The 22,039-nt window shown below is 67.0% G+C and carries 19 protein-coding genes; 13 read left to right on the forward strand and 6 right to left on the reverse strand.

Annotated features, from left to right (window positions below; translation table 11 throughout):
• Window positions 1-227: 227 nt before the first annotated feature.
• From R2733_02520 to R2733_02540, 5 genes are all read left to right on the forward strand, one after another.
• The gene (locus tag R2733_02520; protein ID MEZ5375355.1) at window positions 228-911 is read left to right on the forward strand and encodes a hypothetical protein; all 684 of its coding nucleotides are present in this window, start codon (window positions 228-230) and stop codon (window positions 909-911) included.
• Between the two features lie 2 nt (window positions 912-913).
• Window positions 914-1,510: a hypothetical protein gene (locus tag R2733_02525; GenBank protein MEZ5375356.1), complete on the forward strand. Its 597-nt coding sequence runs from the start codon at window positions 914-916 to the stop codon at window positions 1,508-1,510.
• Window positions 1,511-1,582: 72 nt separating this feature from the next.
• On the forward strand, window positions 1,583-2,407 hold the full coding sequence (locus R2733_02530; GenBank protein ID MEZ5375357.1) for an enoyl-CoA hydratase: 825 nt from the start codon (window positions 1,583-1,585) through the stop codon (window positions 2,405-2,407).
• 97 nt (window positions 2,408-2,504) lie between these two features.
• Window positions 2,505-3,671, forward strand: coding sequence for an EAL domain-containing protein (locus tag R2733_02535; protein ID MEZ5375358.1), 1,167 nt, complete (start codon window positions 2,505-2,507; stop codon window positions 3,669-3,671).
• Between the two features lie 83 nt (window positions 3,672-3,754).
• Window positions 3,755-5,299, forward strand: coding sequence for an SdrD B-like domain-containing protein (locus tag R2733_02540; protein MEZ5375359.1), 1,545 nt, complete (start codon window positions 3,755-3,757; stop codon window positions 5,297-5,299).
• A gap of 250 nt (window positions 5,300-5,549) precedes the next feature.
• Here the strand turns inward: R2733_02540 and R2733_02545 are convergent, their stop codons facing one another.
• On the reverse strand, window positions 5,550-6,551 hold the full coding sequence (locus R2733_02545) for an adenosine kinase (protein ID MEZ5375360.1): 1,002 nt from the start codon (window positions 6,549-6,551) through the stop codon (window positions 5,550-5,552).
• A 144-nt stretch (window positions 6,552-6,695) separates the two neighbouring features.
• Here R2733_02545 and R2733_02550 point away from each other — a divergent pair, with 144 nt between their 5' ends.
• The 3 genes from R2733_02550 (at window position 6,696) to R2733_02560 (ending at window position 11,559) form a co-directional block, all read left to right on the forward strand.
• Entirely contained in the window at window positions 6,696-9,248 is a 2,553-nt protein-coding gene (locus tag R2733_02550) for a M1 family metallopeptidase (protein MEZ5375361.1), read from the forward strand.
• Window positions 9,249-9,291: 43 nt separating this feature from the next.
• Window positions 9,292-10,431 (forward strand): metallophosphoesterase, encoded by a 1,140-nt coding sequence (locus R2733_02555; GenBank protein MEZ5375362.1) that lies wholly within the window; start codon window positions 9,292-9,294, stop codon window positions 10,429-10,431.
• A 78-nt stretch (window positions 10,432-10,509) separates the two neighbouring features.
• Window positions 10,510-11,559: an OmpA family protein gene (locus R2733_02560; protein MEZ5375363.1), complete on the forward strand. Its 1,050-nt coding sequence runs from the start codon at window positions 10,510-10,512 to the stop codon at window positions 11,557-11,559.
• Between the two features lie 49 nt (window positions 11,560-11,608).
• Here the strand turns inward: R2733_02560 and R2733_02565 are convergent, their stop codons facing one another.
• Complete coding sequence (locus R2733_02565) at window positions 11,609-12,316, reverse strand: ATP-dependent Clp protease proteolytic subunit (protein MEZ5375364.1); 708 nt, start codon at window positions 12,314-12,316, stop codon at window positions 11,609-11,611.
• Window positions 12,317-12,421: 105 nt separating this feature from the next.
• On the opposite strand from R2733_02565, the gene R2733_02570 reads away from it, so the two are divergent.
• From R2733_02570 to R2733_02580, 3 genes are all read left to right on the forward strand, one after another.
• A complete protein-coding gene (locus R2733_02570) occupies window positions 12,422-12,919 on the forward strand; it encodes an SRPBCC domain-containing protein (GenBank protein MEZ5375365.1) in 498 nt (165 codons plus the stop codon).
• A 7-nt stretch (window positions 12,920-12,926) separates the two neighbouring features.
• Window positions 12,927-13,262, forward strand: coding sequence for a metalloregulator ArsR/SmtB family transcription factor (locus R2733_02575; protein MEZ5375366.1), 336 nt, complete (start codon window positions 12,927-12,929; stop codon window positions 13,260-13,262).
• Window positions 13,263-13,552: 290 nt separating this feature from the next.
• Entirely contained in the window at window positions 13,553-14,581 is a 1,029-nt protein-coding gene (locus tag R2733_02580) for a hypothetical protein (GenBank protein ID MEZ5375367.1), read from the forward strand.
• 4 nt (window positions 14,582-14,585) lie between these two features.
• On the opposite strand, the gene R2733_02585 is transcribed toward R2733_02580, so the two are convergent.
• Window positions 14,586-16,016, reverse strand: coding sequence for a PLP-dependent aminotransferase family protein (locus tag R2733_02585; protein MEZ5375368.1), 1,431 nt, complete (start codon window positions 16,014-16,016; stop codon window positions 14,586-14,588).
• A 222-nt stretch (window positions 16,017-16,238) separates the two neighbouring features.
• On the opposite strand from R2733_02585, the gene R2733_02590 reads away from it, so the two are divergent.
• On the forward strand, window positions 16,239-17,267 hold the full coding sequence (locus tag R2733_02590) for a tyrosine-type recombinase/integrase (GenBank protein ID MEZ5375369.1): 1,029 nt from the start codon (window positions 16,239-16,241) through the stop codon (window positions 17,265-17,267).
• A complete protein-coding gene (locus R2733_02595) occupies window positions 17,264-18,541 on the forward strand; it encodes a tyrosine-type recombinase/integrase (GenBank protein ID MEZ5375370.1) in 1,278 nt (425 codons plus the stop codon). Before R2733_02590 ends, R2733_02595 begins: the two co-directional genes overlap by 4 nt.
• A gap of 154 nt (window positions 18,542-18,695) precedes the next feature.
• On the opposite strand, the gene R2733_02600 is transcribed toward R2733_02595, so the two are convergent.
• From R2733_02600 to R2733_02610, 3 genes are all read right to left on the reverse strand, one after another.
• Window positions 18,696-18,938: a hypothetical protein gene (locus tag R2733_02600; protein ID MEZ5375371.1), complete on the reverse strand. Its 243-nt coding sequence runs from the start codon at window positions 18,936-18,938 to the stop codon at window positions 18,696-18,698.
• A 379-nt stretch (window positions 18,939-19,317) separates the two neighbouring features.
• Window positions 19,318-19,896, reverse strand: coding sequence for a suppressor of fused domain protein (locus tag R2733_02605; protein ID MEZ5375372.1), 579 nt, complete (start codon window positions 19,894-19,896; stop codon window positions 19,318-19,320).
• A gap of 466 nt (window positions 19,897-20,362) precedes the next feature.
• Window positions 20,363-21,271, reverse strand: coding sequence for a hypothetical protein (locus R2733_02610; GenBank protein MEZ5375373.1), 909 nt, complete (start codon window positions 21,269-21,271; stop codon window positions 20,363-20,365).
• Window positions 21,272-22,039: the final 768 nt, after the last annotated feature.

Below are 22,039 nucleotides of genomic sequence, written 5' to 3' on the forward strand. Positions count from 1 at the left end.
CCTCAGCAGGACTGGACCACCGGTCGACGCACCGGCGCGGCACTCGCCGAACCTTCGGGCCACCGTCCATTCTCGGACAACCTCCGGGGCTGCGTACGCCCAGCGGTACGCAGCCCCGGAGGTTTGGTGGGATTGCGCGGAGCCCCGAGGGTTTGGGCGCGATTGCGGGGACGCCGTGAGCATTGGGTGGGCTGCCGGTCGAGATCGGAGCGGGGTAACGTCGGCGGATGGGTCCAGCACTCACCGAACTCACGATCGGCGACGATCCCGCGGCCTGGGGCCGGGCAGGGTTCAGCGTCGTCGACGACCGGATCACGATCGGCTCGGTCACGCTCCGCTTCCAGCCACCGGGCGACGACGGCCGACGCGGGGTGATCGCCTGGTCGTTCGACGGTGTCGACGACGACGGCTCGATCGACGGCATGCTCACACTGGACCGCCCGGCCCGGGCCGACGGCGACGACACCGACAACGGCGCCCGCAGCGGCAACGTCCAGGACGACAGCGCGACGGCAGCCACGAGTCATCCAAACGGGGTCACCGGCATCGACCATGTCGTGGTCATGACCGACGACCTCGATCGCACCAGCGCCGCCCTGCGTGCGTTCGGCTTCGAACCCCGCCGACGCCGTGCCGTCCCGAAGAGCGATCCACCCCGGTCGCAGATCTTCTGGTGGGCCGGACCCGTCATCATCGAACTGGTCGGGCCCGACACCGCCACGGGCAACGGACCGGCGAGCATCTGGGGTCTCGCCCTCACCACCGCCGACCTCGACGCCGTTGTCGACCTCCTCGGTGATGGGGTGAGCACCCCCCGAGACGCCGTGCAACCCGGTCGGCGGATCGCCAGTCTCCGTGGCCGCGACCTCGGCCTCTCCGTTCCGGTCGCCCTCATGACCCCGCACGTCTGACGATGCTCGACCACGTCTTCACCGACGCCATCGGTGCCTTGCGCGATGCACTCGAAGCGGCACGGCTCGAACGTCAGGCGCTCGAGGAGCGGTTCCAGACCGATGTCTTGCGTGGCGATGTCACGTGGGAGACCACCTACGCCCTGCCGGGTGAGGGCTCGCCACCTCGTATCCAGGCCGATCTCACCCTGGAATGGCCGACCTGGTCGCAGACCGCCTACCGCACCTGGTACCTCGACGAGGAGTTCACCGAAGGCCCGATCATCGACATCGAGATCGTCTTCCGCATCCAGCAACTCGAAGCGCCGGCCTCGCCCCAGGCGGTGATGGCCGTGGTGCCGCTGGTTGGGCCGACCCTCGGCGACGACCTGCTCGAGGCGAGCGGTCCCACGCTCGAAACGGTGTATGCCACCGACCTCGAGGTGGCCTCACACTCGATCGAGGTCAGCTACCAGGGCTCGCTCGAACTCGATGAGGCGACGCTCGAGGACGGGTCGTCCCTCGACACCAAGCTGGCAGCCATCGGCGGATGGGTGGCGAGCACGCTCACCCGTCTCGGCGACCTCTCGCTCGCCTTTCGGCCGCCCGAGCCGTCCTGACCCTCGAGCCGAGCGAGCGGGGCCAGGGATCTCGGATTGCTTGCATCGGTGCCCCCGGCGTAAACAGTGGACATGGCCGAACCAGTGCTGCTGATCGATGTGAGCGACCGTGTCGCCACCATCACTCTCAACCGACCCGACGCCCGAAACGCCCTCAACACCGAGCTGCGCCGTGCGCTCCCGCAGGCGATCGCCGACCTCGACGCCAACCCCGAAGTCGAGGTCATGATCCTCACGGGCAACGGACCAGCGTTCTGCGCCGGGCTCGACCTGAAGGAGCTCGGCAGTGGCGCCCAGACGCCCGGCGAAGTGACCGATCGGGCGCCGAACAACTCGGGCCGACACGTCGAGTACACGATGGATCGTGGGCCGTTCCCGGTCCGCACCAAGCCGCTCATCGGCGCCATCAACGGCGCCGCCATCACCGGCGGGTTCGAGCTGGCCCTGAACTGCGACTTCCTCGTCGCCTCACCGCGAGCGATCTTCGCGGATACACATGCCCGCGTCGGCGTGATGCCCGGCTGGGGGCTGGCCGTGCTCCTGCCCGCCGTCATCGGCTTCCGCCGAGCTCGCGAGCTCTCACTCACCGGCAACTTCCTCGACGCACAGGAGGCCCACCGCATCGGCCTCGTCAATCACCTCGTCCCCCACGACGAGCTGTTGGCCAAAACCCGCTCACTCGCTGCCGACATCGCCGGCAACCAACCCGACGGCGTGCGTCAGATGCTCGCCACCTATGACCTCATCGAGCGGTCCCAGCTCGACCGGGGCTGGCTGATCGAAGCCCAAGAGGGGGTGCGGTTCCGCGAGCACGCCGGGTTCGATCCGGCCGAGGTCGAACGACGTCGAATGGCGATCGTCGAACGCGGACGGGGCCAGCTCGACACCGGAGCGTGAGATTCACGCGAATCCCCTGGTCGGAACGTCAAACTGCCTGCTGAGCAATCGTCTGCGGGCCACGACGCGACCGGCGATGCACGGTAGGGTGATCATCGTGCGTGCAGATGCCGATCCGAGCCTCGGGGCGAACCAGCGGGCCCTCGCCATTCGGCGCGGGCTCGATCTGCCCGCGGCCTCGCCGGCCACCGTGATCATCGGCGCCGCCGACCCCGATCTGGCCCGCACCGTCGAGCGGGCAGCGGCGCATCATGCCAACGCCATCGACCTTCGCGGGAGCCGGGTGCGGCTCCTGGTCGACAACGGTTATGACTTCCTCGAACGGGTGCTCGACACCGTGCCGGTCGAGCGGCACAACGACGTCCGGCTCGCCTTCGCCAACCCCGATGCGAGCGCCGAGCAGCTCATCAGCCTGGCCATCAACGCCGCCGACCTCGAGGACTTCGCCAATCGGGTCGAGCGTGCGCACCTCCTCGAAGACCCGCCTCGCTACGAGGTGCGGTACCAGCCGGTGCTCGCCATGGCCGATCGCACCATCGTCGGCTACGAGAGCCTGCTGCGGGCCACGGCCGGCTCGCTCGTCATCGACGCCGAGGAGCTGATCGCTCGGGCCGCTCGCGGCAACTGGACCGCCGAACTCGACCATCTCGGGCGCACGCTCGCTCTGCGAGGTCTCGGCCCTTGGCTCGGCGAAGGCTTGCTGTTCCTGAACGTGATGGCGCCCGGGGGCCGATTCGACGAGCCCGCCGTGCACGCAACGATCGACGCCGCCGAATCGATCGGGATCGATCCCGACCAGATCGTCCTCGAAGCGGTGGAACGCAATCGCTACGCCGATCTCCACGATGCCGCTCGTCAGCTCGAATCGTTCCGGCGCCGTGGCGTGCGGATCGCCGTCGATGACGTCGGCGACGGCTACGCCGGGCTGCGGGTACTCAGCGCCTTCTCGCCCGACATCATCAAGATTGCGGGCCAGCTCGTCGCCGACCTGGCACCACCCGACGACGACTCCGGCGGCCTCCGATCCCTCATTCCCGGGCCGTCCAACGGCAACGGCGATACCAGCCCGAAGCGGCCCCGTTCGCAGCGGGCCGACGCCGGCATGGCCGAGTCGATCGTCGGCACACTCGTCGAACTGGCGCACAAGTCGGGCGCTTGGGTGGTGGCCGAGAACATCGAGACCGAGCGCCAGTTCCGTCGACTGGCCAATCTCAATGTCGACTGGGGCCAGGGTCTGTTCCTCGGGGCACCGTCACACCGCTGACCTGCTCCTCAGCTCATCGTCGGCCCGGCCGATAGGCACCTCGTGCGTTGCGTTGTCGCGACAACGCACACGGAGTGCCCACCATGTTCGACCCACCCGTCGGCGGCGACGCCGATCAGACCTCAGCCTGCGGCACCCGATTCGGTCGGTGGCCGTTCATCGCTGCGCTGATGATGGTGGCCGCGTGGACCTTGGGCACCGGCTCGCCGGCGGCCGCTGACCCACAAACGTGCGGGGCCACGACAGGTCCATCGACTCGGATCGGCAACCGTGTCTTTGCCGATCTGAACGACGACGGGGTGTTCGACATCGGCGACGCCGGGCTCGACGGGATGACGGTCGAGCTCTGGGCCGATGTCGATGCCGACGGAGCGTTCGAACCGAACGGCGACGACGGGCCGGCACCACGGTGTTCGGTAGTCACCTCAGGCGGCGGCAGCTACTGGCTCCATGACATCGATCCCGGGTGGTACTTCGTAGCGGTCCTGTCCGTGCCAACCGGCTACGTGTCCTCGACCGGAGCGAACGTGACCGCCGGCGTCGATCATGTCGATGACGGCGCCCCGGCCGGTGCCTACGCCGCCGTCAGCCCGCCCATCGATCTGGCGATCGTGCTCCCCACAGGCGAGATCGGGAGAGACGGCATGATCGACGAGGAGACGGCCGCCGATCTTGCCGTCGGGTCGGCAACAAGCGATGACCACTCCGATCTGACGATCGACTTCGGATTCGTCCCACTGCCGTTCCTTCCCAGCGCATCACTGGGAGATCAGGCGTGGATCGACACCAACCGCGACGGTCGGCAGGATCCGGCTGAGCCGCCAGCCGTTGGTGTGACGTTGCATCTCTTCGACGCTGACGATCGGCAGCTTGCGACCGTGGTGACCGACGAGAGCGGCCACTACTCCTTCGTTGGCTTGGTCGGCGGCACGTACTCGGTCTGCTACCAGCCCTCGACCCTGCCCGGCGGGCTCGTCAGCACCATCGCCGGTGCCGACCCGGAGCGCGACTCCGACGTCGTCGACACCGCCTGCACGGCGCCCGTGGCGCTGGCGACGGCTGGGACACTGACGAATCTCGACCTTGGCCTGGCCGCGGCCACCGTCGACCTGTCGGTCACACTGAGCGGTGCATGGTCGGCGGCGTCCGGCGAGATCGAGTGGTCGATCGTCGTGCGCAACGGTGGGATCGACGCCGAGCCGGGGCCGGTGGTCGTCAACGACATCCTGCCGACCGGCCTCGGCGTTCCGACGATCACGGCGCCCGATGGCATGGCCTGCACGTTCGACGCCGACACGAGAGCCCTCGTGTGCACCACGAGCTCGCCGCTGGCCGCGAACGCATCGTTCACGCTCGGCGTCGTGACACCACGCACCAACCTCGAGGTGTGCGAGATCTCGAACACGCTCTCGGTGCGGGGAACGGCCATCGACGCCACGACCGCCAACAATGTCGCCACGGCCACCGTGCCCTTGCCGTGCGCCACCGCCGCACCGACGACCCCGGCACCGACAACGCCGTCGCTGCCGAGCACCGGAGGCGCGCTGGGCCTCGTCATGATCGCGTCGATCGTCACCCTCTCGGGCTACCACCTCGTCCGAGCCAGCGACCGCGCGCTCTACCGGTAGAGGCTGAAGAACGCCGGTGGGCGGTGCGTGCTCGGGTTGCGAGTTGTGAGCGCAGCGAGCAACTCGGTAAGAGAGGAAGCCCCCTCGGGGCTGACGAACGACAAGTGCGTCGGTGGGGACGGGGCGACGCGTCCCCACCGACGCAGTGTCACGCTACCCCATTGACGTGGGGAAAACGAGTGCACCACGAAAAACTCGACGGTGCTTGGAATGCGACCTGGGGTGGCGTCGCAGCCCGAGGGCGAGCGGCTCAGTCGAGCCCGGCAAGTTGGCGCAGCGAGACCGCCGGCCGGGGGCCAACGTGCGAGATGACTTCGGCCGCAGCGAGTGACCCGAGCTCGCCCGCTCGACGCAGGCCGAGCCCGTGGGCCAGCCCGAACAACACACCTGCGGCGTATTGGTCGCCGGCGCCGGTGGTGTCGACCACCGGAGCGATTTCGGCGGCCTCGATCTCGACGACGTCGTCCCTCGTGACGAGCATCGAACCTTCCTTGCCGAGCGTGATGCAGGCCAGCTCGACGTCGGCTCGAGCTGCTTCGACGCCGGCCCGAAGGTCGGTGGTCTCGTACATCACGGCCAGCTCGTTGCGGTTGGCGAACAGCACGTCGACGTCGGACTTCACCAGCTCACGGAATTCGCGGTGGTGGCGCTCCACGCAGAACGTGTCGGACAACGTGAGCGCGGTCCGGCGGCCGGCGCCGTGGGCGAGTCGGAGCGCCTTGCGGATGGCGGCCTTGGCCGATTCGACGTCCCACAGGTAGCCCTCGCAGAACAGCAACGAGCCCGAGGTGGCCGTCTCGGGATGGACGTCGTCGGGTTCCAGCAGCGACGAGATGCCCAGGTAGGTGTTCATCGTGCGCTGGGCGTCGGGAGTGACGAGGATCAGGCACCGAGCGGTGGCCGGTCCTGAGGTGGCAGCCGGCACGTCGAAGTGCACGCCTTCCGCCCGCATGTCGTGGGCGAACACCTTGCCGAGCTGGTCGTCGGCCACCTTGCCGATGTAGGAGGCCGTGCCGCCGAAGCTGGCGACGCCGGCCATCGTGTTGGCGGCCGAACCGCCCGACGCCTCGATACCGGGCCCCATCAGCGCATAGAGGTCGTGGGCGCGGTCGTCGTCGATGAGGGTCATCGACCCCTTCACCAGCTGCTGCGACTCGACGAACGCATCGTCGGCATGGCTGATGACATCGACGATCGCATTGCCGACACCGACCACGTCGACACTCGGACTCGGCACTGACTCGCTCATCATCACTCGCTTCGTTTGCAGCCGCGGAAGCCATGCACCGTAGTCGCACCGTCGACATCGGTCACCCATGCGGTCATGAGTCGATTTCTGGCGCCGCCGGATCGCGGTACCCCTGCCGATCCGTACCCAGGGGTAGCCTGACCCGTGATGTCGAACGCTGATGCAACCAACGAACACCGACTCCCCGCCGGTGCGTCTCCCCGCCACTACTCGATCCGGTTGGAGCCGAACCTGAGCGACGCCACCTTCGCCGGCGTGGTCGTCATCACGGTCGAGGTCGAGACACCGTGCGACACCCTCGTGCTGAACAGCCACGAACTCGACATCCGCGCCACACGTGTCGGCGACTCCGACGCCGCGTTCTCGCTCGACGCCAACGCCCAGCGCCTCACCGTCGACGGGCCCTTCGCCGTCGGCGAACACCAGCTGCACATCGACTTCGACGGGGTGCTCAACGACCAGCTGGTGGGCTTCTACCTCAGCCGGTTCGTCGACGCCGACGGCAACGAGCAGCGTCTCGCCACCACCCAGTTCGAGGCCACCCACGCCCGTCAGGCCTTCCCTTGTTGGGACGAGCCGGCGCACAAGGCCGTCTTCGACATCGAGATCGTTGCCGACGCCGACCACCAGGTGGTGTCGAACACCGCCGAGGTTGCGGCCGAACTGCAGCCGACGGGCCGGGTCCTGCATCGCTTCGCGCCCACCATTGCCATGTCGACCTACCTCGTCGCCTTCGTCGTCGGCCCGCTCGAGTTCTCCGAAACGGTCGACGTCGATGGCGTTCCCCTTCGGATCGTGCACGTGCCAGGCAAGGGTGAGCTCACACCCTTCGCCCTCGAGTCCGGTGCCTTCGCTCTCCGCTACTTCTCCGACTACTTCGGTCTCCCCTACCCAGGCGACAAGTGTGACCTCGTTGCGATTCCCGACTTCGCCTTCGGCGCGATGGAGAACCTCGGCTGCATCACCTTCCGCGAAACGCTCCTGCTGATCGACCCCGACAAGTCGACCCAACCCGAGCTCCAGCGGGCCGCCGACGTGATCCACCACGAGCTGGCGCACATGTGGTTCGGCGATCTGGTCACCATGAAGTGGTGGAACGGGCTGTGGCTGAACGAAGCGTTCGCCACGTTCATGGAAATGCGCTGCACCGATGCCTTCCGTCCCGGCTGGCAGCGCTGGGTCGACTTCGGGCTGTCGCGCTCGGCGGCATTCGATACCGATGCGCTGGCGTCGACCCGCCCAATCGAGTTCGAGGTGAACAGTCCCGCCGACGCCGAGGGCATGTTCGACATCCTCACCTACGAGAAGGGCGCGGCCGTCGTGCGCATGCTCGAGCAGTACCTCGGCGAGGACCGCTTCCGGGCCGGCATCCGTCGCTACATGCGCGAGCACCAGTACGGCAACGCGGAGACCACCGATCTCTGGGATGCCATCGAGACAGAATCGGGTGAACCGGTCCGACGCATCATGGACAGCTGGATCTTCCAGGGAGGCTTCCCACTCGTCTCGGTCAGCCTCTCCGACGACGGTCGCCAGGCCACGTTCCGCCAGGAACGGTTCGGTTACGAGGGCGGCGATCCCGCCGAGCCACAGACCTGGGCGATCCCGCTGCGCTTTCGGTGGAAGCCGGTCGGCGGCGATCCGATCACCGATCGGGTGCTGATCGAGTCCGACGCCGTCACCATCGATCTGAGCGACGAGGCCGAGTGGATCGTCGGCAACGCCGAGGGTGCGAGCTTCGTCCGCACGGCCTACCGAGCCGAGGTCACCGAAGAACTCGCCGATCTCGCCCAGGAGCTCATGCTCCCGGTCGAGCGGTACGCGCTCGTCGACGATGCCTGGGCCACGGTCTTGGCCGGCCGACTCTCGGCAAGCCAGTTCCTGTCGGTTCTCGAGCTGATGACCACCGAGTCCGATCGGTCGGTCTGGCAGCGAATCCTGAGCGGATTCTCCGCCATCGATCGTCTGGTCGACGGCGACGCCGGCGAGATCTTCGCCGAGAACGTGCACGACGCCATCGGGCCGGCCCTCGCCGGTCTCGGCCTCACGCCGCTCCCGGCCGACACCGATCGCGACAAGCAACTTCGAGCCGATCTCATCCGGGCGATGGGCACGCTCGCTCGTGACCTCGAGATCCAGGAGGAGGCCAAGCGCACCATCTCGGTCCTGCAGCGCGATCCCGATCTCGTCGACACCGCCATCGCCGCCGCTGCGGTCGACATCGTCGCCAGCATCGGCGACGATGTCGACTTCGCCGACTTCCGCAAGGCCATGGCCGAGGCCACCACTCCCCAGGAAGAGGTCCGCTACCTGTACGCACTGGCCGACTTCCCCGATGCGGCGCTGCTCGCCGAACTCGAAGCCGACATCCTTGCTGGCAAGGTCCGTTCTCAGAACGTGGCGTTCTGGGTTCGACGAGGCCTCACCAATCGCGGGTTGGGGCGAGACGTCTGGGCCTTCATGAGCACACATTGGCAGGAGCTCCTCGACCTGCTGCCGTCGAACGCCGTGGTTCGCATGGTCGACGGGGTCACGGCGTTGACCTACCCCGACGATGTGGCCATGGTCGCCGAGTTCTTCGAGGCGAACCCCGTGCCGACCGGCGGCAAGACGCTCAGCCAGATCCTCGAGCGTCAGCGGGTCGGTGCGGCGCTCCGGACCCGTGAGTCCGCCCGGCTGCAGGCGCTGCTGGCTCCGTGACGCTGCGCTCCGGCCTCGTCGGCGACACGAGTTCGTCGACCTCGTGAATCGACTGCCACCGTTCGTCCCCTCGCCGCTGCGTGTCTGGGCGGTCGATGCCTCCAGCGTGCAGATCTGCTGGGGCGAGATGCCGGCCGGCCCGTTGCGAGTCTCGGCCGGCGATCGTGACCGTGCCATCGAGCACCCGGGCGGTCCTGGCGCCGTGACCCTCGACGGGCTTGCACCCTCGACCACCTACACGGTCGATGTCGACGCCGACGGCCGACGATCAACCCTGTCGGCTCGGACGCTCACGCCGCCGCCCGGTGAGATCCTTGCTCGAGTGGCCACCGTGTCGGATCTCCACATCGGTGCCGGGCACTGGGGTTTCCTTCGCACGATGGTCGATCTCTCCGGCCACCCAGAACCCGCGCCAACCCGTTGCGCACGCGGCGCCATCACCGAAGCCTCAGCATGGGGGGCCGACCATCTGGTCATCAAGGGCGACGCCGCTCACCATCGCCGCAGCGACCACTTCGAGATGCTGGGAGACCTGCTCGACGCGTTCCTTGACCTACCCATGACGCTCATCCCCGGGAACCACGACGTCGACGGCATGACCCCGATCGAGATCCCGACGACGGTGGGTCATCGCGCGCTCGAGATGACTCGTTCGATCGCCATCGATGACCTCCCGGGCATCCGAGTGATCTCGCTCGACACCGCCATTCCGCGGCGCGGCATCGGCACGTTGGTACCCCACGGCGATGCCGCCATCGAGGCGGCAGGCGAGGCCGAGCGAGGAGCGCTGATCCTGTTGCACCATCAGATCCAGCGCCACCGCTATCCCACGCACCACCCGGCTGGCATCGGCAAGGCCGAAGGACTGGCGTTTCTGAAACGGCTCGGCCGAGCCAATCCGAACAGCTGGGTGAGTTCCGGGCACACCCACCGCAACCGAGCCCGCACCGTCGGTCCGGTCCAGCTGACCGAGGTTGCGTCGACTCGTGATTGGCCGGGCGTCTGGGCCGGCTACGAGATCCGAGAGGGTGGGATCTCGCAGACCGTGCGGCGGGTCGAAGCCCACGAGGCGATCACCTGGCACGAGTACTCACGGGGTGCCGTACTGGGCGTGTGGTCGGTCTGGGCGCAGGGCGCGCTGTCGCAGCGCTCCCTGGTCAAGCGGTGGGCTCGCGCCAGGTAGTCACCGGCCACGGTTGCTGCCAGACTGTGCGCCGACGAGACGCCGGCGCGGCCGGCACGATCCCACAGAGGCGACATCATGGCGACGGATGAGACCAAGCGGCACAAGGCCGATGAGCCCGATCGGGCCGGCACGATCGATCGGCCGAGTGGCGCCGGCATCGCCTTGGCGGACGAGGGCGACGTTGCCTTCGGTGCCATGGCCGGCATCGCCGTGATCTCCGCCGTGCTCGTCTCGATGCTCGCCCTCGCCGGCTTCTTCGGCTACCAGAAGCCGAGCAGCAGCCACGAGGTCGCCGCCGTCACCGAGGACGCCACGCACGAGGACGCCGATACCGACGCCGATCACGAGGCCGAGGACGACGCCACCGACGAAGAGGCCGACTCGGGCGAAGAGGACGAGGCCGCAGCGGCTGCCGCCGAGGAAGAGGAAGCCGCTGCTGCCGCTGCCGAGGAAGCGGCGAATGCCGGCGCAGCCGCCGCCGTCACGGTCAGCCAGGCCGCCGTCGAGCTCAACGGCACCGTGCCCGATCAGGCCACCGCCGACGCGCTCGTCGCTGCCGCCATCGCCTCGGGCTACACCGAGGATCAGATCACGAACAACCTCGAGATCGCCGAAGGTGCCTCGCCCTATACCTTGACGGTCGACGGCTCGCTGACCAGCGAGGCCGCCGCCGCTTCCCTCGCCACCAACCTGGGCGGCACCGGCGCCGACCTCGGCGCCGACTTCACCTTCGACGACCAGATCGAGGTGACCGCAGCGTCCGATCTCGAAACCGAGCTCAATGCGCTCGTCGCAGCATCGCCGATCCTGTTCAACTCCGGTACCGACGTGATCACCGCCGAGACGGCGCCAGTCGTCGCCCAGGTGGCCGAGCTCCTGATCGCCAGCGACGGCCAACAGGTCGAAGTCGGTGGCCACACCGACAGCCGAGGCGGCGACGCCGGCAACCTGGCCCTCAGCAACGATCGGGCGGCCCGGGTCGTGGCCGAACTCATTGCCCTCGGCGTCGACCCCGACCAGCTGGTGGCCAAGGGCTATGGCGAGACGCAGCTGGTCGAGAACCCCGACGACACCGCCGAGCAGCAGCAGGCCAACCGCCGGATCGAGTTCCGGGTCCTGGGCTGATCCCCACCTGGTGACGGGTCCGGACCGCCGGGCCGACTGATTGATGGTGTCAGGCTGCCGTTTCCGGTCGCTCGGCACCATCATTCGCGTTCGAGGCCACGAGCTCTCGGTCCGCGGGCGGTGCGCCCAACGCTGGGCGATCGGGGCCGATGGCGGTGGTGGATGAAGCGGCGCGCCGATCGCTGACCACGAGATCGACGAGGCCGTAGTCGACTGCGGCCTGGCCTCGCACGATGTAGTCCCGCTCGATGTCACGAGCCACCCGATCACGTGGTTGACCGGTGTGGAGAGCGAGCAGCTCCTCGATGCGCAGACGGGCGTGGCGCATCTCCTCGATCTGGATTTCCATGTCGGTGGTCTGGCCCTGAGCGCCACCGTGGGGCTGGTGGATCAGCACCCGAGAGTTCGGCAGGGTCATTCGCTTGCCCGGCGCACCGGCAGCGAGGAGTACCGCCGACCACGAGGCAGCCTGCCCGACGCAGATCGTCGCCACATCGGGCTGGATGTACTGCATCGTGTCGTAGATCCCGAAGCCGGCCGTGACCGAACCGCCGGGGCTGTTGATGTAGAGCTGGATGTCGGCCTCGGGATTCTGCGACTCCAGGTGCAACAACTGCCCGATGATCAGGTTGGCACTGGCGTCATCGACCTCGGTGCCGAGGAAGATCACTCGATCGGCCAGGAGCCGAGAGTAGAGGTCGTAGGCCCGCTCCCCTCGGCTGGTTTGCTCCACGACGGTGGGGACGAGATAGCTCACATCGACTCCTTGCTTGCGCCACTAATACGCAACTGATTGATTGCGTATCAGTATGCGGGAGGTCGATGCAATGCGCAACTCATTGCTTGCGTGTACGATGCGGCGATGGCCGACCAATCCGACACCCCCACCCCGACTGAGACCGAGCGAGCGATCAGCGAGATCGAGATCGATGCCGACTGCGAGCGGGTCTGGCAGGCGCTCACGACCGACGACGGTCTGAGCGCCTGGTTCGGACCCGACTCGACCATCGATCCGACGGACGGCGGCGCGATCTCGACACCCGACATCGCCACCGGTCGGCCCCGGGTTGGCTACGTCACCGAACTCGAACCCGAGCGCCGCCTCGACTTCGTGTGGTGGCCGACCGATGATCCCGAACAACACTCGTCGGTATCGATCACGCTCACCCCGCGACCAAGCAACGGCTCGAACCCCATCACCATCGTTCGAGTGGTCGAGGAGCGAATCGTGCCCGTGCCCGTCATGGCCTCGGCGCTCGGCACGACTTCGGCGTCTGTCGTGGCCTCGTCCCTCGGCAACTCGGCGTGGGCCTGGCGAGGGGCCATGCTGGCCGTCGGGACGCACGTCGCCCGAGTCTGAGCCGGCCGTGCCCCCGCAACCATCACCGGGGCCGGTCTTCGCGGCGCTCGCCGACCCGACCCGACGCGAGATCTTCGAGACGCTCGCCCGCACCGGCAGCGGCACGGCCACGGCGCTCACGTCGGCCTTCGGCATCAGCCGCCAGGCCATCGCCAAGCACCTCTCACTGCTCAACGAGGCGGGGCTCACCTCGGCCACCCGAGCCGGCCGCGAAACGGTGCACACACCCCAGCTCGAACCTCTGCATGCACTGACCGACTGGGTCGCCGTCGTCGAAGGGGACTGGTCGAGGCGGCTCGGAGCGCTCTCCGACTACGTCACCAAGGCCTGCGAGACCACCTGAGCAGCGCTGCCGGTGCGATGGATTCGTCGCGACTGGTCAAGCCCGACGCGTTCTGCGTCGACATGCACACTATGCGGCGCCCCCTCCTGACCATTGCGGCTCTCCTCGCGACCAGTTGTTCAGCCCTCCCCTCTTCGGGCTCCTCGGCCGACCTGCGCATCGAGGCCGAGGCCCCGACCAGCACAACGACGAACGACCCCGCCCCAACGACCACGACTACCGTCGAGGAAGGCACGGCGGCACCGACTTCGGAGCCGACCAACACATCACCGACGACGCCAGAACCAGCGATGCTGATCACCTTGGTCGAAGACATCGACCCCGGGTTCCTCGGCTCCGACGGCGTCATCGTTGCGGAGTACCCGGCCGATGCGATGCGTTGGCACATGACGCTGGCCTTCGATCCTGCCAGCGGCTTCGCCTACAGCGCCGTCGACGCCGTCGCCGAACCGGGCGATGCCGGATGCTGGGAGATGCTCGTACCCCGATTCGACGAGGAGCTGCTCTCTCGGTCGACGACCGATCGCGCCGACAACTTCGAACCAACCGGCCAGCTGCTCACCCAAGCCGACACGGTCGAGGGAGCTCCTTCGGTCCTCACCCTCGCCGACCTCGAGGCAATCGTCGGCAGCCTCGCCGCAGCAACGCCTGATGACACACACCCCGGACGGCGGATGATCGAGCTGGGTCCCGAACAACTCCAACAGCTGGTAGGACACGTCGCCGGCATCGGCGGACAGATCCCAGCGCTCGATGACGGCACACTGTCGTTCGACATCGATACCGACGGGCGACTCGAGCGCTACGAGGTACAGGCGGAAGGACTGGACGACCAGATCCGAGAACGCGACCGGCGACATCGGCTGTACCGCTTGACCGTCACGCTCGAACCGCTCCCCGAGACGTTCAAGGGCATCACCTCGACAACGCCACGACGACAGGCCGGTGGCTGCCTCGATCGGTCAGCGGCGATCGTCGGATCGTGGCGCTTGGCCTCCGGGCACTGGGGCGCGGAGAACGCCGAGCCGACACTCGCTGCGATCGCCGACTCCACCGCCCGTGTGTCGATCGACGAAACCGGCGCGATCACCGGCACCACCGATTGCCGGAGCCTCACTGGCTCAGCCCGGCGGGAAGTCTCCTGGCTCGCCGATGTCGAACTCCAGATCGAGGGCGAGGCATGCACCGACGAGATGGCGCGGATGCGAGACGAGAATCTCCTCGCGGTCCTGCAGAGTGATCCGGGCATCCTCGTCTACGCCGACGGTGTCGCACTCGTCGGCAGTGACGGCATCGTCACGTTGGTCCCCGGCGACTGATCCTTCAGTCGCCGAGACGATGCCAGGCACGGACGAGGCGGTCGACTCCCTCGACCAACTGCTGCTCGGGTCGATCGAAGCAGAGCCGGATGTGGCGATCCTCGTCGCCGGTCACCGAGGCCGCACTACCGGTCGCGATGATCACCCCTTCCCGTGCCGCTCGCTGCGCAAGACGTTCCGCGCAGGGTCGATCGAGCGTGATCCACAGCGACAAGCCGCCGGTGGGGGTGAGCAACTGCCACTCGGGGCACCGCTCGGTGAGCAGGCGACACACCAGGTCGGCCCGGCGCCCGAGTGATCGCTGTCGACTCTCCACGATCACGTCGAACTGGGCGAGCACGGCCGCCGAGATCACCTGCGACGGGATCGAGCTGCCGAGATCGTCGGTGAGACGTGACCGGACCAACCGGTCGACCAGGCCGGGTTCAGCTCGCAGCCAGCCGATACGGAGCCCTCCCCAGCCCAGCTTGGAGACCGAACCGACGACGACCACCTGGTCGCGGTCCACGCGCGACGCCAGAGGTGCCGAACGTTCACCGTCGAAGCGCAACTCGGCCAGCACGAGGTCTTCGATGACCGTGACGCCGGTGGCCGTGACCGCCTCGGCGAGGCGTCGAAGCTGACGCTCATCGCCGCATTGCCCTGTCGGGTTGTGCACGAGCGTCTGCAGGTAGGCAAGCCGGGCGCCCGACGATCGCACCAACGCCGCGAACGCATCGGGATCGATGCCGCCCGCCGTCCGTGGCAACGCCACGGGACGGAGCCGCCGAGCGGCGAGAAGGTCGATCACGCCCGGGTACGTGGGCTCGTCGACGATGATCGAGTCGCCGGGTTCGGTCAGTTCGCTGAACGCCAACGCCAACGCATGCTGGGCACCGTTGGTGATGAGGATCTGTTCGGCAGTGGTGGCAAGGCCATCGGTGGTGAACCGCTCGGCGACGGCGCGCCGGAGTTCGGGGAGCCCGGCCGGGGTGTAGCCGTGGCGGGGCCCCGACAGCAGCAGCGAGTCGAGGTCGACGTCGACCTGCGGCAGGGCTCGTGCGTCGGCGGGACTCGACGCCGCCAGGTCGATGCTGCCACCCCACTCCCCCAGCAACCCGGGAAGAACGGTCGCCATCGGAGCGCCCGGCGCCCGGTCGGGATCGACCGACCCCGCCACCACGGTGCCGCTGCCATGGCGGGCCTCGAGGTAGCCGTCAGCCTTAAGGTCGTTGAGCGCATGGGTGACCGTCGACCGGCTCACGCCGAGAGAACGAGCCATCGTCCGCTCGGCCGGCAGGAGAGCTCCCGGCCGCAGCAGCCCAGTCTCGATGGCCTGACGGATCGCACCCTCGAGACGACGAGGCAACGACGCGCCTGGACCCGCCGACCAATCCCCGAGGGTCGACAGGAACGCCTTGGTGCCGAGGCGTGGAGTCCGTTCGACGCGAGCCATCGCGCCAGTCTGGCCGAAAGTGGCCTTGACCCACCAGACCACATCGGGTTGGCAACCATTCCCGGCAGTTGCGTCAAGATCGACCGACCAGCGCCACGAGCGATATCGAATCGTCACTGATCGGCACTTACACGGGTAATCCACCTTCTGGGCTGATGTCCCGGGGAGTCTTCTCCGGGTTGTTGTCCCTTGATTGGAAGGTGGTCAGTGATGTGGAGTCCGGTGTTTGAGAGCGTGGTTGGGGCCGATGGCGTGCGGGAGTATCGGGTTGGTCACGACCTGATCGATGACTTCTTGTTGTTCGTGGCTGGCCGGGCACGACCGGCCACGGTGCGGGCGTACGCGCATGATCTGAAAGTGTTCTTCGACGTGGTCGGCAAGGACCCGACAGAGGTGACAGCGGCGGACGTGATGGCGTTCGTCGTTGAGCAGAACCGGCCACGAGACGGCGCGGGGAACGTGGTACGGATCAGTGACGGCCGGGCCGGGCTCTCTACGTCGACGATCAAACGGCGCTTGGCTGCGGTGTCGAGTTTGTACGGCTATCTGGTGATCCGCGGCGACACCGGTGTGAGCGTGAACCCGGTCCCGCGGGGTCTGCCGACACGCAAGAGCCGGCAGCGCGGCGGCCGTGGCCTGCCGTTGGTGCGCGGTGTCCGCCGTCTGCCGAGGATCTTGGAACCCGGCGAGGTCGAAGCGCTGATGGCCGCGCTGCGCACGTCGAGAGATCGGGCGATCGTGCAGGCAATGGTGTTGGGCGGGCTGCGCCGCTGCGAGGTCTTGGGGCTCGGTCTCGAGGATCTCCGCCTGGGTGAATGGCGGGTGTTCATCGCCGATGGCAAGGGAGGCCATCAACGTGTGGTCCCGTTGTCGCAAACGTTCTTCGCCACCGTCGCGGACTATCTGAACAATGAACGACCAGCCGACGCCATGACTGATCGTGTGTTCGTGGTGTTGAAAGGACCCACCCGTGGCCAGCCGCTGTCGGCCGACGGGTTCGACACCGTCCTCGGATCAGCGCGTGCCCGGGCGGGGCTGGCGCACGTGACCTGTCACGAACTACGCCACACCTGCTTCACCCGGCTCCGTGAGGGCGGCATGGCGATCGAAGCGATCCAGGCCCAGGCCGGTCACCGCTCGATCGCGTCGACCCGGATCTACCTACATCTCGGCGACCAATGGCTCGCTGATGAATACAAGCGGGCAGCCGAAGCGATCGAAGTCCAAGCCACGATCGGGGCGACCCGATGACCGGCGCTGCTGCAGAGTCACTCCCACCGGTGTCGAGGAACCAGACCAAGGAGTTCCCCTGGCACGAAACAGCCCAGCACGCCCCCGTGATGGTCGCCACCATGGCCCGCTATCTCGACCAGCTCGCTGTCTCGGCTCGGCCATCGACGGTGACCGCCACGTCGGACGCTCTGCGGTTCTTCGCCGGGCAGGCCACCCGCGACGATCCCGAGCTGTGCAGTGTTGCTGGCATCGCCCGTCGACACATCGAAGCCCACAAGCAATGGATGGCCACCCGTCCCGGCCGGCAAGGCAAACAACTGTCGCCGAACACCATCGCGCAACGGCTCGGGTTCCTCCGCACGTTCTTCGAACGAACCATCGAATGGGGCTACCACGACGCCCCCGACCACCAACTCGTCTTCCCCGGCGATTTCCCTGAGCGAGACGAACCGTTGCCGAAGTTCCTCGACGACCCGACCGCAGCCAAATTCATGGCCGCTCTCGCCGCCGATCCGAACCAGCGGCGGCGTCTCATCGTCGAGCTCCTCGCCCGCACCGGGATGCGCGCCGGGGAACTCGGCTCACTCGAAGCGAACCCGATGGTCACCGTCGGCGACACCCACTGGCTTCGCATCCCGATCGGGAAACTCCACAACGACCGCTACGTCCCACTCCACCCGATCCTGGTCGAGCTCATCACCCAATGGCTCCAGATCCGGCCAACACCCCGATCCGGGCGGCTTGTCGAACGCAACGACGGTCAACCATTCGACCGGCGCACCATCCACCGCTACGTCGAAGCCGTCGCGAAACGGGCCGGAGTCGGCCACGTCCACCCCCACCAACTCCGCCACACCCTCGCCACCCAAGCCATCAACCGGGGCATGAGCCTCGAAGCGATCGCCGCGCTCCTCGGCCACCGCTCCATGCGCATGACCCTGACCTACGCCCGGATCTCGGACCGGACCGTCGCCGACGAATACTTCCGAGTCACCCAAGCCGTCGAGGACAACTACCACCACACCAACCCGCTACCCACCGACAGCACCGGCCCGAACATGCGGCGCCTCGCCGACGACCACCGACGCCTCCTCGGCAACGGCCACTGCAACCGGCCCGCCACACTCGCCTGCCAGTTCGAAACGATCTGCGAGCGCTGTGGGTTCTACGAAACCGGCCCGCAGTTCGTCGAGATCCTCCGCCGACAACACCACAACGCCGAGCAACACGCCGACACCGACCGGGCCAACATCTACACCCGACTCCTCCACGACATCGACAACACCACCTGAACCTGCTTCCATGACGCCACGCCCAGACCCGGCTGGATTACCCATATAACAACACCTCGGGGATAAGGCACATCTGGATATCGGCCGAGCATTATGTGACACCCAGCGCGACGCCTCGACGGTTTGCCCGACGCTCATAACCACCGAGCGCAGCTCAGAACCAAGCCACTAGTTGTTCGACTGCAGCCCACACGAAGAAGAAGATCCCAACGTGGCGGAAGTATCTAAATCCCCTCCACGTAGCCTCAACCATTTTGCCGTATGCCTCGGGACCGCCACGCTCGATTTTCTCAAGCTGATCCCGATCAGATGGAGATGACGTCCGCTCAACCCAGGATCCGAAGAAGTAGAAAAGCAGGCCACCCACGAGCGCAACGAACGCTTCGAAACTCACCACTTCTGTCATCCTCCCTATCAGCAAGAGCTGAAACCTTCGGCAACGTATCAGTTGCCGAAGCTCGAACGAACGATCGACAAGGGGGGTCGGTGTTCCTGGGCGGTGACGCCGAGACTAGCTCTCCTGGCCTCTCCAAACAGCGGACTGAACGGGCCTGGGTGGGTTGAGCATCGGCAATCGCGGAAGCGACCCCGACCACTCTGCGCTCCAGTTCAGATCCCTGCCCCACAAGGCCGGGAGGATGACGCACAATCTCGGGCGGGTGGATGGGAGCACAGTGCCGGTTGAGGGCGCTCCGAACAGTCGCCGACTCCCTGCCTGTCAGACGGTTGCGATCGCCGGGAAGAGCGATTGGCGGATCCGATTCGAGGCTCCGTGATCACGCAACCGGCGAACGAGCGGGATCCCAGTAGCGGACGCCTCTCGAGTCGAAGAGCTGCTCCAGCTGCTCTTGGCCGTCCGTCACCATGTGCTCACGCTCACTGTCACTGATCGGGAGCAGCCAGAGCACGCGAGCATGTCCGCCGCGCCAGTTGCACACCTCCAGCTCTGGACCGAAGGGGTATGGAAGCGAGACGAGCAGGTGGTCGCACGATGAGCCGGGCAGCCAAGGCTCCCCGATCGGGACCGTGTGGCCGAGAGCGAGGCGCTGCGACTCCGGGCCACAGTGATAGAAAGCAGTCAAGGCCAAAAGCTCGACAAGGCGCGGATCGTTCTTCGCGCCAACCAGGGCGAACTCGAGGCCGTGCTCATCTTCGTGGGTTGCAGTCCAGCAGCCAAGCGACACGTACGTCCACAGGCCGGGCAGCTTTGGGCCGGGACCGACACGAGCGACGGCGAAGCCGGGGACCCGCTCCTCGATTGGTCCTGTCGACCAACGATCGATCGTGACCTCCTGGCCGTCGAAGAACCTACGAACGTGCGCCGCCACCTTTCGTTGCGCCTTGTCGAGCCTCACTTGGGACAGGATGTCATGTCGCCGCCTTCGGAGAAAGCGCCCGCTCGACAACGGCGCTCCTACAAGCGAGCGATGAGGTGTCCCATATTCCCGGCCGATCCAAGCCGAGCACCTGCCCCTGATCGCCGGGAAGATGACGCAATGCGGCAGTGTTGCTGAATGTGAGGGCGGGTCTGGTCAGCCGCCGAGTACTTCAGTCAGAGCGCACGGCTGTGGTACGCCGGTCTCATCGACAGCGCGGATCACCGGTAGATCGCTATCCGGCGCCCCCACAATGGCCCAGAGTCCGTCAATCGTGTCCACCGTTTCCCACTCGTCGTCCACGAGATTCTCGATAGTCCATGTCGGCTCGCCGGTGATCGCCACTGTGTCGAAGCCCCGATCATCGGACCCTCCGTAGCTGAGGGCGAGACACTCGTCCCACTCTCCGCCACCCAGCACGGAAGCGTCCCATCGACCCGAACGCTCACGCACGACCAACGCATACCACTCGGGCCGTGCAACCGTCGCAGCTGCGAACCGTGACACCGGTGAGAACAACGACGACGCCGGACTCGATCGGCACGCGGCCACGCTCGACCAAGTCTCGAAACGAGTCGCCACCCTCGAGTTGGGCCGCCATCGCCGTCTCAACTGCTTCGTCGAGTGTCGACGCGCCGACCGGCTCACCGACCAGCAGGTTCCGGTACGGGTGCAAGTCATCGATGACCTGGAGCGCCATGTCACGATCGGCCGCTCGGACCTCGAGCCCACCATCATTGAGCGATCGACGAGCCGTCACTGCTGTCCCCCACGCCTCGACCCATTCCCATCCCGCAGCCCCCTCGACCGCGCCCAACGTCGCCGGATCGCCATGACAGGACCCGGCGAAGTGGGTGACGTCAGCGACCCGCACATCGCCGACGATCATGGAGTAGGCGGTGGAGGCGCAACCCGGCTGGTTCGATGAGCCGATCGGACCGAACAGGGTTGGATCATCAGGCAGCCAGAGTTCCCCGAAGGGGTAGGCGACACCCAGCCAAACGTCGACGCCCAGACTCCAACCCAACCCACCCCGGCTCGAGTTCGCAACGTCGAGCGCGGACTGCACCGTGCCATCGGATGCCTCCCACCCTGGCAGATCCTCGAAATGCTCGATCGTGACAAACCGGCCCGCTGTCGTAGCGGTCACGAGCTGGCAGTTCGTCAGCGACACTTCGTTCCCCCACCACAGCGCACCGTTGTCGAGCTTCCCCGTCGACAGCGCTGGTCGCTCAAACCCGAGAGCGAACGTCCCAGAGCCAGCAAATGTCACTCCGAGATACTCGGTGTTGAAGGTGTCCGACGCGCCAACCTCAACACCCAGGACCCCCGAAACCGTCTCATCGTCGGGCACTGCGACTGATCCTTCGATCACCCACCGGCCCGGTGCCACGGTGCGGCAGGAATCAACACCGATCCTCACACCCTCGAGACCCCCCAACGTCACCGCCAGCGTCGGCGGCAACATCTCGACCTCTACAGCGACGCCTGGATCGATCGGGCCGAGCGGATCCAGCACCAAGCCAGGTGCAACGGTCTCCGATTGAGACCACAACGGTGTAGCACCAAGCGCTGCGCCGGCCGTCTCGGCGGTCGACGTCGAGGTCGCGGCCGTCGAGACACCGCTTGTACTGTTGCTGGAAGCGCCGGTGCACCCAGCCACCAAGAACAACACCACCGACACCAACCAGATCCGCCGCATGACAATTCAGACGATAGACAACGCTGTCTGGTTCCCGGCGCTGCGCCCCTGCCAGATCGGCTGGACAACAACGATCTCCATACCGTCCCCTATCACCCAAGCCCTGCGTACCGAACCCTGCCACCTACCGCCGGGACGATGGTGCAGATCGTCGTGCGCGATGAGTTCAGGTGGTGGCGGGCTCGATTCGGAGCTGACTTGCGCACCGCGCAGGGTCCCGGCTACCTGTGCTTACCTCGACGCGGGGCAAGCCGAAGGGATTGGATGGCCTCGATGATCATCGATGACGCATCACCTCGTCGTCGGCCAGCCGCTCGGCGACTCGGTCTGGTCGTGGCGTCAGCCTGTTCGTTCCTCATGGAACGCTGACGGTCATGCGGCGAACCTCGTACCGCACCACATTGTCTGCGATGGCGGCGA

This window comes from Acidimicrobiales bacterium, assembly GCA_041394265.1.
Taxonomy (GTDB): Bacteria; Actinomycetota; Acidimicrobiia; order Acidimicrobiales; family SZUA-35; genus JBBQUN01.

Excerpts from the sequence above, each read along its gene's own strand:
- R2733_02520 (MEZ5375355.1), top strand. The coding sequence starts at position 228 with ATGGGTCCAGCACTCACCGAACTCACGATCGGCGACGATCCCGCGGCC.
- R2733_02525 (MEZ5375356.1), top strand. The coding sequence starts at position 914 with ATGCTCGACCACGTCTTCACCGACGCCATCGGTGCCTTGCGCGATGCA.
- R2733_02530 (MEZ5375357.1), top strand. The coding sequence starts at position 1,583 with ATGGCCGAACCAGTGCTGCTGATCGATGTGAGCGACCGTGTCGCCACC.
- R2733_02540 (MEZ5375359.1), top strand. The coding sequence starts at position 3,755 with ATGTTCGACCCACCCGTCGGCGGCGACGCCGATCAGACCTCAGCCTGC.
- R2733_02545 (MEZ5375360.1), bottom strand. The coding sequence starts at position 6,551 with ATGATGAGCGAGTCAGTGCCGAGTCCGAGTGTCGACGTGGTCGGTGTC.
- R2733_02550 (MEZ5375361.1), top strand. The coding sequence starts at position 6,696 with ATGTCGAACGCTGATGCAACCAACGAACACCGACTCCCCGCCGGTGCG.
- R2733_02560 (MEZ5375363.1), top strand. The coding sequence starts at position 10,510 with ATGGCGACGGATGAGACCAAGCGGCACAAGGCCGATGAGCCCGATCGG.
- R2733_02570 (MEZ5375365.1), top strand. The coding sequence starts at position 12,422 with ATGGCCGACCAATCCGACACCCCCACCCCGACTGAGACCGAGCGAGCG.
- R2733_02580 (MEZ5375367.1), top strand. The coding sequence starts at position 13,553 with ATGCTGATCACCTTGGTCGAAGACATCGACCCCGGGTTCCTCGGCTCC.
- R2733_02585 (MEZ5375368.1), bottom strand. The coding sequence starts at position 16,016 with ATGGCTCGCGTCGAACGGACTCCACGCCTCGGCACCAAGGCGTTCCTG.
- R2733_02595 (MEZ5375370.1), top strand. The coding sequence starts at position 17,264 with ATGACCGGCGCTGCTGCAGAGTCACTCCCACCGGTGTCGAGGAACCAG.